This window comes from Nocardia sp. NPDC057227 (assembly GCF_042669725.1).
GTDB lineage: Bacteria > Actinomycetota > Actinomycetes > Mycobacteriales > Mycobacteriaceae > Nocardia > Nocardia asteroides_A.
The window spans coordinates 33,877-48,534 of record NZ_JBHUXA010000036.1 but is presented as its reverse complement, the minus strand read 5'-3'; the positions used below and the strand labels follow the sequence as shown (position 1 = coordinate 48,534).

Sequence of the window (14,658 nt, the reverse complement as noted above, 5' to 3'; positions counted from 1 at the left end):
CAATGTGTGACCTAGCTCACAATGTGAACGCCGATGTTGCTGATCACGGATAACGCGAAGGTGATCTGACGGCTCATCCGCTCCGCTGCGGTCATCGCCGCGGTCGCCTGCCCGATCTGTGCCGAGTACTCGTGCGGGCGCCCGGCCTCGAAATCCCAGCCCAGGGTTACTTCCTCCACCTGGTCCACGCGGATCTTCGAGGTCGCCTGCTCAAACGTGCTGCCGATGCGGTCGCCGGGCATGAACATCAACCCGGGCAGGAACCGGCCGCCGGAGCCGAGCGACATCACGTGCGCCGATTGCGCCTTCGTTGCAAGGAACGCGCCGCGCAGGGCCACCACAGCGCCGAGGGACCAGGCGTTGTTCTCGGCGCCCTGCCCGAAGACCTCCCACAGATGCACCCAGCCGAGCTGGTGCGCGCGGCCGTGGTTCTGCCACTGCAGCCACGCCAGGATCGTGCCGACGAGGAACGGCATGATCACGTCCGCAACGATCGACCCGAGCCCGGAGAATCCCCCGAGGAGGAAGTAGCCGATCAGTGCCCCGATACTCTCGATCGTGAGCCGCGCGAGCTGGTCCACGAGGGGGTTGTCGCCGCCGACGATCGCCCGCACCGCGGTCGCCGGACCCCACGTCCACTCCGAGGTCTCCACCGCGCTGTACTTCGAGTCCCGGATCACGATCCACGTCCGCGTCGGATCACCCGGCCCGAGATAGGTGGGGTCGTAGTAGCTGGCCGGCCAGGACTGCGGGTCGCCGGTGAAGGTCTGGATGTCCTCGACGAACCCGGAGGCGAAGCCCTGGACCGTCCGGTCGAATCCGCCCGCCAGGCCGCCGCCGGTTGCCGTGCCGTCCGGGGAGTAGTAGCCGGAGGTGTCCACCACCTCCAGCACCAACGCCCCATTCGCGACCTCGGGTACACCGGGGACGTCGGAGGTCTCGCCGTCGACGGTGAGGATGCGCCGGTACCGCATGGTCAGCTGCGCGTCGTCGAGGGCGTTCTCGATGATCTGGTCCATGCGGTTCATGCGGGTCGCGATCAGCGTCCACATCGAGCTGTCGTCCAGGTCGATGGGCTTGGCCTTGATCAGCACCTGCCAGGACGACCAGTCGAACAGTCCACCCCAACTGCCGGTGGCGAATGGGTCGTCCGGCAGCGTCCAGAGGTTGCCCTCGATCCGGATCAGGTTCAGCAGGATCATCATCGAGATCGCCCACTTGGCGGGCCCGAACAGCGGCAGCACCCGGGGGAACTGGAAAATCGGGATCGGCAGAAGCGGATTCGGGGCGCCGAGCATGAACTGCAGGTACTGCAGGTCGTCGATGAACGTGATGTCCAAGTACCACAGGCCGCCCTTCTTGACGGCCTTGAAGTACTTCAGGATCCCCGACCAGCGGACTTTGCCGCCGTAGTGGTCGACGGTGATGACGACGTTCTTCTTCGCATCGGGGTCGTCCGGGATGGAGATGAGCCACTTGGCGAGGTAGTGGTCCATCCGCAGCCGCAGGGTGCCCGTGGTGCCGAACTGATTCCGGCGCCAGGGGAACTCGCCACTGATGGAGTCCTCGACGGCGCCCATCAGGATCAGCCCCGGGGAGCCGTCCGGCTTGTTCGTCCACAACCGCGGCAGCGGGCGGGCGCGGCGCATCGCGTTGAGCTCGTCGCGCTTGGCCTGACACCCTGCTCGGATCTGCTCGTGGGTGAGCATCGCCGTCACAGTGACACCCCGAGCGGTCGGGAGAACCAACGGTCACACTCGATCGTCGCCGTCACGCCCGCGGTCGCGCCGGTCACCGACACCGTGGTCTCGAACGGCGGAGTCAAGGGCGCGACCGGATAGATCAGCTCCCGGCCGTTCGACCGCATCCACGGTCCGAGCCCGCCCGCGGAGGTGAGCATGAACGGCTCGGACTGGTTGGTGTCGAGCTCGACATGCTCACCGGCCAGCAGCGGGGTCACCGGGTAGGTGAGGTTGGTGTCCGCGCCCGCGGGCCGCTGGAAGTCGATCTCCTGCCCCAGCGACGGATCGCAGATGGTCCAAGTGGCTGGTCCGTTGAGCGTCCACCGCGGGAAGACCACCACGTCCCCCGGGTTGCCGGGGTGCAGGAAGTGGTTCGTCGACCCCGATGTTCCAGCAGTGAGCGTCCAGGACTCGGTCTCGGGATCGTCTGCGTACCAGTGCGGCATCTCCGCAGCCGCCGAGACCCACAGCGTCGAGGCCCCGAACAGATGCGGGTCCTTGCCCTCCCACTCGCCGGTTTCGAATGCCTTCGGGTCCTCGAGCAACCGCATCTTCAAACGGCGGATGCCCCACCGCGTGGTCTCGGCTTCCAGCTCGAACTGCTGGTCGTACATGCCGAGGTCCATCCGCATCTGCGAGTGGATCTCCGCCTCGTCCTCGGCGTCGTCGCCGGAGATGAACAGCCCGAACAGGGGGTCGCGGCGCTTGAAGCTGAACCCCTGGTACTTCTGCAGCGAGCCGCCGGATTTGATCCAGAACGTCTCCGCCGGGGAGTCGTAGAACTGCTTCGGCTTCGGCATCAGCTCCACGCCGTCGCGGCCCTGACCGGGGCCGGAGATCTCCCACCGCCGCCCGGACACACCGATGAGGGTGAGGCGGAGGAAATCGCTCACGGGAGCGCCGCCATCAGGCCGACGGTCTTCACATGCGCCCGCCTTTCAGCCACGTCGACGAGGTCGTTCACGTCGGCCACGCGGGTGCCGGTGAGGTGGGTGGAGAAGTCGTAGCTCGCCCCGGCCGCCACGGCGCTCGGCGCCGCGGTGAACCGGTCGGCGCCCAGCCGGTCCGACGCCCAGGCGGAGGCGTTGATCGACTCCAGCAGCGGCAGCACCGAGTCGTAGGTCTCGGTCTGGTGCGGGGACAGGGTCCGCTCTGGGCGGATGATGTTCTTCGCCATCAGCCCCTTGCCGACCGCGACACCGCCCTGGTCGTACCAGTGCGGGTTCTGTGCCTGCCAGAACGACCACGCCGAAGCCGGGTCGCCGTAGCGCTGCTCGATGTAGCGCTGCCCGTACACGCCCTGCATGTGCGGGTCGGAGGTCTTCGACCCGCCGACCGTGCCCCAGGTCTGGTCCAGGAACTGGAACAGGCCGTAGGCGGTGGAGTTCGGATTCTGCGCGTTCGGGTCCCAGCTGGACTCGTGCGACACCAGCTCATCCAGGGCATTCCACTGACTGCCGGTGTCCCAGCCCGCCGGAGCGACGGCCTTCTTCACCGCGTCCACCGGGCCGCCGCTCGACGATGCCGGCGCGGCCGGTTCCCCGGTCACCGGATCGGTCGTGGTCGCCGCAGGGGTCATGGTGGTGACTGTGGAGGGCAGGTTCTTCGGCTGGTAGGCGTAGCCGCCTGGCTGGCCGAGCTGCCCGTTCTTGTTGCCGTAGAAGTCGGCGGTGGTGTTCAGCGCCCGGTTGTAGACGTTGTTGCTGGACAGGATCGAGTTCTCCAGCCCGAGCCCCGACAGGATGCCCTCGGCCAGGATCCCGCCCGCCTTCGAGAAGATCCCCTGCAGCGACAGGTCCGCCGAGTCACCCTTCTTCGCAGCGGATTCCAGCGAGTTCTGCGCCTGCTGGTACTTCAGGTCCGCAGCGAGGCGATCTTGCTCGGTGGACGAGGGGTCCGCGTAGACCTTGTTCCGCTCCGAATTCGCCACATCCACCGCAGCCTCACCCTGCAGGCGCTGCAACTCCTCGTCGCTGCGCTTGCCCGGGAGCGCGGCCTGCGGGCTGATCACCGACTGTGTCGTCGCCGACGGCGCACCCGCGATACCCGGCGTGGTCGAGGTCGAGCCCGGAACCGCGGCGGCGGAGGGGATCGACGGCGCGGTCGCCATCGCCCAGTGGACGTGGTTGCGGTGCTCGGCCATCGTCGAGGCCCCGTAGGTGCTCATCCCGTCGCCGACGTTCGCGCCGTTCTTGATGTTGCCGGAGAACGGGGAGTGGATCAGCTCCAGCGACTGCGGGAAATTCGCGGCGATGTAGGCCGCCAGCCCCCGCATCTCCGGAGTGGAGTCCGAGCCGTTGGAGAAGTCCGCGGCGTTGCCGGTGGAGTGGTGGCCGTCGTCGGTAAACCGCAGCCCGGAGGTGAGCTGCATGCCCGGGAACTTCGCGGCCACGACCGCGCTCATGCCCTCCACGACCGACCCGTAGGTGGGGCCCTGCCCGATCCGGCCGCCGGTCTCGTAGCCGGGCAGCTTCGGGAAAACGCCGGCATTGATCGCGGCGAGCTCGGCGCCGTAGGTGTCGGAGGAGTGCCGGTTGACGACCCACTCCCCGCCGTCGAGGCGCGCGATCGGGGCACCCGTCGCCGCGGCCACGCCCAGGAACCCGTCTGTCCGTTCGGTACCGGGCCCGGTGGTCGGCAGGCGCCCGCCGGATGCGTTGCCCGGGGTCGACAGGTCGATGGCCGCGGTGCCGGTGAACTTCTTGCCCGCGAACTTCGCGAGCTCGACGTTCAGGGTGAGGGTGTGGGGCTCCTTGATGAAGTTGTCCAGTGCCACCCGGGCCGGGTCGGTGTTCGCGTTCAGCGAGGTCATGACCGGGTTGTCCGCCACCACCTGGACGTCGACGCCCCACTGCTTCAGCGCGGCGCGCGCCTTGTCGTCCAGCAACTCGGTCGGGATGTTGATCGGCTTGCCGTCGGCCTGGCGCACCATCATCGCCAGCACCTGCAGCTTCTGCTGGGTGTCAGTGGCGCCCTCGAGCTTCACCAGCGGGACGATGAACTCCGGCATCAGCCCGGTGGCGGCGGCGAGCCCGTTCATCTGCTCGATCGAGAGCCCCGTGGCCCCCGCCAGCGTCTCGAACTGTCTCGCGTTGTCGGCCAGGCGGGCGTCCAGATCGCCGCCCGCGGCGCCGACCTCGAGGGTCTTCTCCTTGATATTGATCAGGGTGGTCAGCAGCTTGCCGCCGTTCGCGGTGGCGGTGTTGACCGTGCCGTCGTCGGAGATCAGCTGCGAGCCGAACCCCTGCGAGGCATCGAAACTCGCGGCCAGGTCGGCGGTGGCGCGGAGCTGCTCGTTGTAGGCGGCCAGCGCGAGCTGCGCGTCAACCGGCTTCCCGGACAGCGCATCCAACGCCGACTTCATCGCATTGAGCCGGTCCGCGCTCGTCGAGCTCGTGGAGGCCAGCACCTTCACGGCCTCGGTGAGCTGCGAGAACCCCGGCGTCGTCGCACGGGCGATGTCGCGGGCGCGGATCATCTCATCCCGCAGCCACTGGTAGTTCTTCGCGGCGAACTCGCCGCCCTTGCCCATCCCCTCCAGCTTCGCCTTCAGCTCCGCCCACGAGCCGTCATTGCTGAGCTGCTCGGCGATGGTTTGCTCGGACACGCCGAGCTTCTCGATCGCCTCCTGCGCAGCCTTGTACTGGTCGGCGATGTTGTTCTCTTTGCCCACGTTGTCGTTCCACGGCGCCTGCGTCAGCGCCCGCCACTCCGACCACTCCGTGCGGTTGGCCGCCGAGGACTTGATCGCCGCGTTCAACTGGCCGACCTGGCCGACCATTTTCGCCAGGTTGCCCTCGTCCGTCCCGCCACCGGAGGCCTGCAGGGAGCGCAGCATGTCGTCGCGGGCGAGGCCGAGATCCCGCCAGGACGCCGAGACTGCGTTGATCCGCTGCTCGTGCTCGCGGGCGTCGGCATTGAACTTCACCACCGCCGCGGTGACAGCGAGGAGCCCGATCACCCACGGCCCGCCGAGCGCGGCGGATGCCGAACCGGCGGCCGAGCGAATGCCCGACACGGCTGCCGCCGCGGTACCTGCGCTGCGCCCGAAACGGTCCGCGCCCGCAGCCGCGTTCAGGTACGCCGTCTGCATCCGGCCGATCGCAGGCGAGTGCGTGCCGGCCTGCTGGATGGCGGATCCGAACCGGCCGAGCTGTGTGGCGCCGACACCGGCCACGTTCGCCACACCGCCGGTGGCCGTAGCCATCCCGCGCAGCGCGGTGACCGCGCCCGTGGCGTGACCGCGCATCGTAGCCATCGCACCCGAGGTCGTGGTGATGCCGTTGCGGACCCCGCCGAGCATCGGGCCGATCGCCCGGAAGCCGAGGAAGGCCACGATCGCCGCGGTGACAGCGGAGGTCAGCTCGGGCTGGGCCGCGGCGAGGGAGGTGACGGCGTTGATCAGCGGGGACGTGACCGCGGAGATGGCCTGGAAGCCGTCCCAGATCGCGGCGAGGATCTCCGGCAGGTCCTGCAGGATCGGCTTCAGGTGTTCGGCGCCGTCGCGGGCCTCGTCGAAGAAGGCCTTGAGCTGCTCCTGCCCCTCGGTGGAGCGGAGGAACTCCCTCCACCGCTGGGTGAGGTCGTCGATGCTCTGCAAGGTGGGTCCACCGGCGGCCGCTGCTCGGAAGATGCTGCCGATGCTCCCGCCGAGGTTGCCCGTGATCGAGACGAGCTCCCGGGTCGCGGTGATGCCCGCGTTCATCGTCTCGCGCAGGCTGCCGTCGGCGGCACCTTCCTGGATCCGCTTGTTGAAGCGGCCGGCGGCGTCCGCCATGCCCTGCCCGAACATCGGCGTAAATGTGCTGCCGACCGTGATGAGCTTGGTCAGCGAATCGGTCAGCGGGCCAGCGGCTCCCGCGGCGTTGCCGAATCCGATGGAGGTGTTCGTGAGCGCGGTCCGGAAGTCGATCTTGTTGACGTCGGAGGAGAGAGACCGGATCGAGTCCCGCAACCCGCCGTTGATCGCCGTGTTGATCCCGAAGAACCCGTCCCGCAAGGCAGGGAGCTGAGCGTCAGCGAGCCGCGTGATCGCCGGGCCCATCTCGGTGGACAGCGCCTCCTGGGACGCCTTCCGGACGTCGGTCCACGCGGGCCCGAGCGCCCGGACGTCCTCAACTGCCCGGCGGGCGCTCGGCGACAGCTTCGCCAGGGCGGCCTCGAGCTCGTCCTGCTTCCCGCCGCCGGATGCCTTGGTTTCGGCCTCGTTGAGGGCGGCGATGGCCTGACCCTGAGCGTGGATCGCGTCCGTCACCTGGTTCCGAGCAGCTTCCACCTCCCGGGAGCCCTCCACGCCGCGGGCATTGGCCTCGGCGGTGTCCTCGGCGAGGTCCTGGGTCTGCACCTGCTGCTGCCGCATCCGGGACACGGCCTGGTCGTAGGAGAGCTGAGCCCGCTTGCGACTGGTCGAGTCCGCGGTGGGGTCGAAGCTGACCTCCGTCAGCCGCTGAGCCGCCTCCTCCACGCTCAGCGAGGCGTCCTGCGCGGCGAGCTTGGAATCGACGAGCTCGAAGTTCATGTCGCGGATCGAGCGCGAGGTCTGCTTGTAGACGTCGCTCAGGTTCTGCTGGGAGGCGCGGATGTCCCTGCTCGACTTCGAGACCTGGTACTGCTTGTCGGCCAGTTCGGACTGCCGCTGTCCCTGATCGGACGCCGCGGCCCCGGCCTCCTTCGTGGCCGCGGTCATGGCCTTGAAGGCGCCGCCGATCCCGCTGGCACCGGTCACGAGCGCACCACCGCCAGCGAGCACGCCGAATCCGATGGCAGGGATCAGCGAGACCGCCTTGCCTGCCTGCGCCGCCGCCGCGGTGATCGCGGCGATATCGGCCAGCACCGCACCGGTGCCGAGGACGCCGGAGATGGCGAACGTGACCGTGGCCGCCCGCCGAAGCTGGGCGGAAAGCCGCCGCACCTGCCCCGCCGCAGCACCCCCACCGCCGATGGTGGCGGTGAAGGTCAGCGGGGAGTTCGCCTCGTTCCGCAAGGCGGCCAACTGCGCCCGCGCCAGGATGGTGTCGGCGTGGACGCCGAACGACTGGTTCTCCCGCGCTGCCCGCTTCAGGTTCTCGATCTCTGCTGCGGCGACAGCGGTGTCGGCGCCGATACTGACGTCGGCCGAGAGCTGGATGGCTTTCAGCTCGTTCTCGGCTGCAGTCTTGAAGCCGGTGAATACCGGTTTCATCTTGATACCTGCGGTGCCGGCGTCGAAGCTAGGCAACTTACTTCACCTCCTTCCCTACGGCTCGATCTGCGGAGTGAGACGGACGTGCTGCGGTGAGAAGGTGGCGATGAGCCGGTTCATCCCGGCCTGCCGCTTGGACAGGCTCAGGTGGTCGACCGCGGTGAGCGGACGCGGAATGCTCGCCTTGGGGTCGTGGGTCGCCTTCTTGAGCGCGATATCCACAGCGTCGGCGAGGAGGTGCATCTCGGCCGTCCAGCCGAACAGCGGCGGGTTCTTCGCCTTCGGCAGACCCTTGCGGAGCTCAGCGAGCTTCGGGTCGAGCATCAGCGCCGAGTTGTAGGCCGTGCCCGGGATGCGGGCCAGCTTGCGGGCGAAGCGGAAGAACTGCGGCCAGGAACGCTTGCGGCGAATCCAGTCCAGGGCGTCACACTGCAAGCGGTCCTGGAAGTCCCATTCCAGGTCGTCCCAGTGGTCCTCTACGAGTCGGAGGACTCCCTCGATTTTCCCTCGACATCGTTGATCCCCTTGCCGAAGAAGTGCTCCCAGACCTCCGTGCTGAAGGCGGTCCACTCCTGGTCGGGCCGGTCGTCGAACAGCTCGACGATCGCGTCGTAGTGGCTCCCGAGGAACAGGCGGTCGGCGTCTTCCACCGTCTTGGCGGCGCGGACTGCCTTCATCTGCCTGCGCGTGGGCGGGGGGATCTTGATCTTCGAGGTCAGGACGTAGGGCTCCGGGACCTCGACTTCCTGCTGCAGTGCGTAGAAGCGGCCGATCGGTTGCGTTGCCATGCTGTTGCCTCCCCGGCATCAGTCCCCGGCAGGGTTGGGGCCGCCCGCGCCTGCCGGGGAGGGGCGCGGACGGCGATCGAGGGGTTAGGAGACGGTCACCGAGCAGGTGTCGTTGCCCGCGCCGGAGAGCGCGGCCGTGACCGTCGAGGTGCCCGCCGCCACGCCGGTGATGAGGCCGGAGGTAGAGACGGTGGCCTTGGTGGGCGCCGACGAGGTGTAGGTGGCGTCCGCGGTCCGGTTCACGCCGTTGTTGTCGATCACCGTGAGCTGCGCCAGCTCACCCACGCCCAGCGCGGCGGTACCCGGGTGCACGACGATCGAGGTCGCCGGAGCCAGGAAGCCCGCCTCCGCCGCCAGCGGCTTCCAGCCCGCGCCCGCATAGGTGATGCGGGTGGCGTAGCCGAGGGTCTTGTGCTTCAGGGTCTGCAGGGTCACCGGGTAGACGGCGATGCCGTCGTCGTTGTAGGTGATGTCGCCGGACTTCTGCAGGGTGGCGCGGCCGGAGTCGAGGATGGTGTAGATCTCCTCGTCGACCTCGCCGTCCATCCCGATCGCCACGAGGCTGTACTCGAGGTTGAACGCCGACTCGGCGATGACCAGGTGGGTCTCGCCGCTCGCCGGATTGGCCGTGACCTCGGTGAAGTCCTGCCCCCAGTACAGGCCCTGGGTGACCGCCGTGGTCTGCTGCATGGCGAAGTCGAAGGTGGTGTCGCGGTTCTTCCGGATGATCCGGGTCGGGCCCTGCTCGCCGTAGGTCTCCACGGGGGTGGAGTTGATGGCGGTCGCGAGCTTCGTCGCCGCCTTCTTGTCCAGGTTGCCCACCGGGATGTAGGTGTTCGGCAGGGGCTGCAGCACGCCGGACGAGCTGGTGAAGTCGACCGGGATGGCGGTGCCCTTGGGGGCCAGGTAGATCGCCCAATCCAGGGCGCCGATCTGCAGGTCGGAGTTGCCCTGCCTCACGTCGGTGGCGAAGTCGGCCATGATGGTTTCTCCTCAATCGGGGTCGCCCGGGGTAGGCGGACTGCCGCGCGCCCGGGGCGGACTCGCGGTGGAGTGGGGGGTGGGGTTACGGAAGGAGGGCGCGGACCTTCTGCTCGCGGATGCGCTCGTAGTTCGGCAGCCCGCGCGGCAGGCGGCAGGTGACCCGGAAGGTGCGCACCACCATCCGCTTGTCCGGGTTGAGCTCCGGCACGTACTGCGGTCCGATCAGCTCCTCGACGCCCTGGATCTGCGTCGTGGCCCCGCCTTCGCGGACGACTGCGCCGCCGCGGTAGTAGGTGAGCAGCCACTGCTGGCACAGCTCCATCAGTTGCCAGGACTCGGCCCGGGTGTCGGCGATCACCGCGAGCTGCACCGCCGCAGGGTCCTTCAGTACACCCATGTCCGATGCGCCGCCGCCGCGGTAGACGCGGACGATGGGCAGGCGGTCGGCGAAGTTGTCGGGCAGGTGCGTCCAGCCCGTCGGCCGCCGCGGCTGGCCGGCGTCGAGCACCGGGTCACCGTTTCGGTCGAGGACGTCGACCTCGTCGAGGACGGGCTGCAGCGCGTCGAGCACGAGCAGCTCCCCGTCGGGGAAGCCGCCCTCGAACCAATCCGGGAGCCGGAGGGTCACAGGGTCGCCATCAGGTTCAGGATGGTGTTGAGGTCGTTCGCAGCAGGCAGCGCATTGTCGGGGTTGGTGCGGCCACTGCCGTACTCGTGCGGCAACCCGTGGGGGGCACCTGCGCCGCCGACCACCATGAACCCCGTCCACCTGTCGTCCTCGATGTCGGTGTAGACCCGCGCCGAAGCCGCCAGAGCGCCCGTGTCCTTGGCGACGGTCTCGCGGTAGAGCGCCTGGTACATCTCGGCGAGTTCGAACACGATCGCGCGAGCCCGAGGCCCCTTGAGCCAGTCGGTGATGAACGGGTTGGGCTTGGGGTACATGACGATGTCTCCCATCACTGCACCTCCTTGACCTCGAAGAACTTGAATCCGAAACGGCGCCCGGTGAGTGGATGCGCTTCGCCCCACCGGGCCTGGCCGACGATCGTGAACTTGTCCCCGGCCGGAGACTTCGGCCGATCGGTCACCCGCACGTCTTTGGTGTGCGGGACCGCGAGGATCCCGCTGGCCGTGATCGTGTTGCGCCCGAACGACTCCTCCACCTCCGACGAGGTCCAGTACAGGCAGCCCGAGACGGTGAACTTGCTGTCGGAGCCGTAGTCGCCGGTGCGATCCTGCTCGGCGGGACGAGTGAACTCCCACGTCTTCCCGCGCCACACGGTCAGAACCCCGGGTAGTGGTCAGCCTGGTCGAAGCCGGGGTCACCGGCCGCGACGTAGGCGATCGGATCCGAGCCGGGGGTGGAGTCCGACACGAACCCGGTCTCCGCGTCGTCGTCCCCGCGGGTGGTGGACAGCGTCCACAGACCCCCGCGAGGACGGCAGCGGTGCAGGATCTTCAGCTCGGGCTCGGTGAACACCCCGCCGGTGACGGTGGACGCCGCGCGGGAGCCCGACATCGGGCCCATGGTCTCGTACAGGAACCCCTCGGGGTTCTCATACATCCGCCGCGCGGCGGTGAGCACGACCACGACGACCGCGGCCGGGACGCCAGCTGGGGCGTTCGGCCACTCTTGCTCGGCTTCCTCCCGAGCCCACGCCGAGACATCGCTGAGATTGGCCTGCGCGCGCGCCAGGTCGGCGCCGGTCAGGGTTTCCCCCAGCCGGACGCCGAGGGCGGTGGCTTCAGCGATGCTCGGCGCGGTCATCAGGCGGTGACCGTGATCGCGCAGGTGTCGGTCACCGTCGAGCCACCGGTCACCGGCTGGTAGGTGGCGGTGATGGTGCTAGTACCCGCCGCGACGCCGGTGACCAGGCCCGACGAGTTCACGGTGGCCTTCGAGGTCGCCGAGCTGGTGAAGGTGCAGGACGCGGTGACGTCGAAGCCGTTCGAGTCGAAGACCTTCAACTGCTGGGTGGCCGCCGCAGCGATGGTCGCGGCACCGGGCTTGACCTCGATGAAGGTCACGGTCAGCAGCAACCGCACGCCGCGCACGAACCCCTCCTCCGGGTCCTCCACGGCCTTGTATCCGGCGTAGGAGTTGACGATGGAGCGGTCGGTCGAGGTCATCGCGTCGTAGTCCTGGATCGCCCGCAGCGACAGGCCCGCCTCCGTCCGGGTGGCGCCGTAGACAGCGCCCTTCGGCACCAGGGGCGCCCGGTTGGCGAAGATGAACGCCGACTTGTGGTAGAGGTATGCCTCCCCCTCGCGCAGGGCGTTGGAGGTGACGAACTCGGTGTTGCCGATGCGGCCGATCTTGGCCTCGCGCAGCGCGGTGTTGTTCGAGTCGCCGGTGTGGTCGTAGCGAACGAACTGCGGGTCGGTGAGCAGCGCCGCTTCCCAGGCCGCCCCGCCGACGAGGGTGCGCTCACCCATGTCCACGTCGGAGGTGTTGAGCGTCTTGCGGGCCTTGACGTACGCCTCCCAGGTGGCACCGTCGCCGGTGCCGACGTGGATGGTGGTCTGGTAGGGCGCGCTCTGGATCATCTTCGCGATGTCGTCCTCGAGCCCCTCGACCACCGCCCGGACCTGCGGAACGAGGATCTGCTTGCCGAAGTTGACGATGTCGAGCGTGAGTTCCTCGTCGGTCACCGGCACGGCGTTGTAGACATCGTCGGTGAGTTCGACCGCGATCTTGGTCTCGGTCAGGTTGTCGAGCTGGATGTTCCGGGCGCTGCCGGTCGCGCGCAGCTCGCGGCGCCGCGCCTTGGTGCGGGCCGGGATGCGGATGGTGACGGAGTCGTTCAGGGTCCCGGCGAAGTCGCCGATCCCGTTGGTCCACACGATGCGCGGGAGCACGATCTCACGGAGCAGTAGCCCGATCGCGGTGTCCACGACCCGCGTGGGCTTCTCGAAGACGTTCGGCATGAGTACCTCCTGGGGGCGAGAGCCACCGTGTGCCGCTCATGCCGAACGGGGGTGGCGTGGGGCTCAGCGCGGGATCTTCGCGGCGAGCTTGTAGGGGTCGGTCTCCTCCGGCTCTTCGTCCGGACGGCCACCGCCGCGCAGGTTCTCCCGGGGCTTCTGCGACAGGACCACGGGAGGGTCGGGCGTCGGGATGGTGTCGAGCAGGTCGTCCGCGTCGGCCTCCAGCTCCTCCCGGGTGGTCCCGGTGAGGCGCTTGGCGAACTTGGCGGGCAGACCCTTCGCGTCGGCGATCTCGCGCCGGAGCTGGTTCAGCTCGAGAGCGGCCAGCTTCGAGTTCGCGGCGTTGAGCTGGTCGTTGAGACGTTGCTCGGTGGACTTCTTCGCGTCCTCGAGCTTCTCGTACTCCGCGGCCTTGGCGCTCTTGTCGTCGTAGTCCGCGTACTTCGCGCGCTCCTGCCCGACCCGGCGGCCGATGATCCTGTCCAGGTCGGCCTGCGAGGTGATGGGCTGGAACGCGGGTGCAGGGTCGGCCGGGGGGTCGTCCTGCGGCGGCGCTACCGGATCGTCACCGGCCGGTTCGTCGGGATCGTGGTCCTCGGAGGCGCCGATGATCGGCCAGATGGGGCCGCGGCGACCGATTCCCAGAGCCCGCAGGCCGGTTGTGGGATGGATCGGCAGATCGTCGATGTGCATGGGTTCCTCTTCCGTTTGAGCCCGTCGGCTATGCCGTCCGTTTGGGATGCGCCGGACGTAGGCGCACAGCCGCCCGAAGGCGACCGAGTCATGAGGCCAGCTGGTCTTCCAGCTCGGCGATCCTGCGGCGATACCACTGCATCCCCTTGGAGCCCTGATCGACTCCGCGACGCAGCTGGCTCGCGTAAGCGGTGGAGAGCTCGCGCAGCGCTCGCTGCATCCCCGAGGCGGTGGGCGTGTACATCTCGGCCACAGCACCTCCCTTGCGGGGCGTCACTGCTCCGCCGTCGATGAGGACGCCGAAGCGGCCGATCTGCTGGTCGAACCACACCACCTGATCGGAATCGGGGGCGAACCCGTCGTTCAGCAGCCGGTTGCGCTGCACGATCAGCGAGTGGGCGTCGACTCTCGGGAACGGCGGCGGAGGCGGGGTCGTGTATCGGCGCCGGTACTCCCGGACACCCTCGGCATTCGGAAGGCGGAGCTTCTTGACCTCCTTCCACTGCCGCAGCGCATCCGCCGCGGTGTGGTCGAAGAAGTCATTCGGGCTGTACACGGGCCTCATGCCGCACCGGCACTTGTCGTGCGTCTTCGCGATCCCGTCGCCGTCGAAACGCCCGTCGGCGGAGGCAAAACTGTCCGCCTTGTACACCGCGCCCCGGGAAGCCAGCAGGGCGCAGAAGTAGCAGGGCGAGGCATTGAGCACCCGAGCCCACCCGATCGCCTCCTGATCGAGGTCGACCGCCCGCTGCACCACCCGCCGACCGCCGTCGAGCGCGATACGGGCGGCGACTCGCGTCGACAGCGCGCGAGCGGCCGTGCTGGCATCGGCCTCCGCAGAGTCGCCGGCTTCGACCGCGGGGAGGCGGCGAACCACTTCCCCCGGCCCCGTTCCGAGCAGGCTGGCCACGCTCCGCCGCGCGGGGAACTCCGACGACTCCAGCACCTCGGCCTGTGGCCAGTCCGCGCCGCGGCGGAGCCGTTCTGGGATGTCCGCAGGGCGTAGCCGCTCCCGAGCAGGTTCGGCGCCGGTCACTCCCACGAGCTCCTCGGCCCGAGGGAGGCGGGCGTGCCGCAGGTCGATCGCGAACTGCTGCGCCGCCCACTGACTCCGCTCGTACGCCGACTCCACCACCGGCAGTACCGCTTCGATCCACGGCACCTGCGTCGACCGCAGATCACGGGGCCGCAGGAGTCGCCACAGCGGGATCAGGGCCAGCGCTACCTTCGCGGCGATGGAGGACTGCTCCTCCTGGTGGTTCATGGTCAGCCACGCCGCGAGCCATGCGAGCTCCTGACTCGTCTGCTGCGGCTGCTCCTGCTGAGCTGGTGCAGTCACTGC

13 protein-coding genes are annotated in these 14,658 nt (G+C 68.7%); all 13 read right to left on the bottom strand.

The window, feature by feature from the left end:
• Window positions 1–11: 11 nt before the first annotated feature.
• The 13 genes from ACFUJ1_RS32195 to ACFUJ1_RS32135 all read right to left on the bottom strand — a co-directional run bounded on the left by ACFUJ1_RS32195 (window position 12) and on the right by ACFUJ1_RS32135 (window position 14,655).
• The gene (locus ACFUJ1_RS32195) at window positions 12–1,718 is read right to left on the bottom strand and encodes a hypothetical protein (protein ID WP_378651091.1); all 1,707 of its coding nucleotides are present in this window, start codon (window positions 1,716–1,718) and stop codon (window positions 12–14) included.
• Window positions 1,715–2,635, bottom strand: a complete 921-nt coding sequence (locus ACFUJ1_RS32190; protein ID WP_378651090.1) for a hypothetical protein — start codon at window positions 2,633–2,635, stop codon at window positions 1,715–1,717. Before ACFUJ1_RS32190 ends, ACFUJ1_RS32195 begins: the two co-directional genes overlap by 4 nt.
• Window positions 2,632–7,923 (bottom strand): transglycosylase SLT domain-containing protein, encoded by a 5,292-nt coding sequence (locus ACFUJ1_RS32185; protein ID WP_378651089.1) that lies wholly within the window; start codon window positions 7,921–7,923, stop codon window positions 2,632–2,634. Before ACFUJ1_RS32185 ends, ACFUJ1_RS32190 begins: the two co-directional genes overlap by 4 nt.
• Window positions 7,924–7,977: 54 nt before the next feature.
• Entirely contained in the window at window positions 7,978–8,358 is a 381-nt protein-coding gene (locus tag ACFUJ1_RS32180; RefSeq protein ID WP_378651088.1) for a hypothetical protein, read from the bottom strand.
• 41 nt (window positions 8,359–8,399) lie between these two features.
• A complete protein-coding gene (locus tag ACFUJ1_RS32175; RefSeq protein ID WP_378651087.1) occupies window positions 8,400–8,711 on the bottom strand; it encodes a hypothetical protein in 312 nt (103 codons plus the stop codon).
• A gap of 84 nt (window positions 8,712–8,795) precedes the next feature.
• The gene (locus tag ACFUJ1_RS32170; RefSeq protein WP_378651086.1) at window positions 8,796–9,692 is read right to left on the bottom strand and encodes an Ig-like domain-containing protein; all 897 of its coding nucleotides are present in this window, start codon (window positions 9,690–9,692) and stop codon (window positions 8,796–8,798) included.
• A gap of 85 nt (window positions 9,693–9,777) precedes the next feature.
• Window positions 9,778–10,323 (bottom strand): hypothetical protein, encoded by a 546-nt coding sequence (locus ACFUJ1_RS32165; RefSeq protein WP_378651085.1) that lies wholly within the window; start codon window positions 10,321–10,323, stop codon window positions 9,778–9,780.
• On the bottom strand, window positions 10,320–10,652 hold the full coding sequence (locus tag ACFUJ1_RS32160) for a hypothetical protein (RefSeq protein ID WP_378651084.1): 333 nt from the start codon (window positions 10,650–10,652) through the stop codon (window positions 10,320–10,322). Before ACFUJ1_RS32160 ends, ACFUJ1_RS32165 begins: the two co-directional genes overlap by 4 nt.
• Window positions 10,652–10,975: a hypothetical protein gene (locus ACFUJ1_RS32155; RefSeq protein ID WP_378651083.1), complete on the bottom strand. Its 324-nt coding sequence runs from the start codon at window positions 10,973–10,975 to the stop codon at window positions 10,652–10,654. The genes ACFUJ1_RS32160 and ACFUJ1_RS32155 overlap by 1 nt, the downstream gene beginning before the upstream one ends.
• A 2-nt stretch (window positions 10,976–10,977) precedes the next feature.
• Window positions 10,978–11,463, bottom strand: a complete 486-nt coding sequence (locus tag ACFUJ1_RS32150; RefSeq protein ID WP_378651082.1) for a hypothetical protein — start codon at window positions 11,461–11,463, stop codon at window positions 10,978–10,980.
• Window positions 11,463–12,623 carry an Ig-like domain-containing protein gene (locus tag ACFUJ1_RS32145; RefSeq protein WP_378651081.1) on the bottom strand — a complete coding sequence of 387 codons (1,161 nt, stop codon included), beginning with the start codon at window positions 12,621–12,623 and terminating at the stop codon, window positions 11,463–11,465. The genes ACFUJ1_RS32150 and ACFUJ1_RS32145 overlap by 1 nt, the downstream gene beginning before the upstream one ends.
• Window positions 12,624–12,686: 63 nt before the next feature.
• On the bottom strand, window positions 12,687–13,316 hold the full coding sequence (locus ACFUJ1_RS32140) for a hypothetical protein (protein WP_378651080.1): 630 nt from the start codon (window positions 13,314–13,316) through the stop codon (window positions 12,687–12,689).
• Between the two features lie 88 nt (window positions 13,317–13,404).
• Window positions 13,405–14,655, bottom strand: coding sequence for a hypothetical protein (locus ACFUJ1_RS32135; protein WP_378651079.1), 1,251 nt, complete (start codon window positions 14,653–14,655; stop codon window positions 13,405–13,407).
• Between the last annotated feature and the right edge of the window lie 3 nt (window positions 14,656–14,658).

Coding starts and splice junctions, on each gene's coding strand:
- ACFUJ1_RS32170 (WP_378651086.1), bottom strand. CDS start 9,692: ATGGCCGACTTCGCCACCGACGTGAGGCAGGGCAACTCCGACCTGCAG.
- ACFUJ1_RS32185 (WP_378651089.1), bottom strand. CDS start 7,923: ATGAAACCGGTATTCACCGGCTTCAAGACTGCAGCCGAGAACGAGCTG.
- ACFUJ1_RS32150 (WP_378651082.1), bottom strand. CDS start 11,463: ATGACCGCGCCGAGCATCGCTGAAGCCACCGCCCTCGGCGTCCGGCTG.
- ACFUJ1_RS32145 (WP_378651081.1), bottom strand. CDS start 12,623: ATGCCGAACGTCTTCGAGAAGCCCACGCGGGTCGTGGACACCGCGATC.
- ACFUJ1_RS32160 (WP_378651084.1), bottom strand. CDS start 10,652: ATGGGAGACATCGTCATGTACCCCAAGCCCAACCCGTTCATCACCGAC.
- ACFUJ1_RS32175 (WP_378651087.1), bottom strand. CDS start 8,711: ATGGCAACGCAACCGATCGGCCGCTTCTACGCACTGCAGCAGGAAGTC.
- ACFUJ1_RS32140 (WP_378651080.1), bottom strand. CDS start 13,316: ATGCACATCGACGATCTGCCGATCCATCCCACAACCGGCCTGCGGGCT.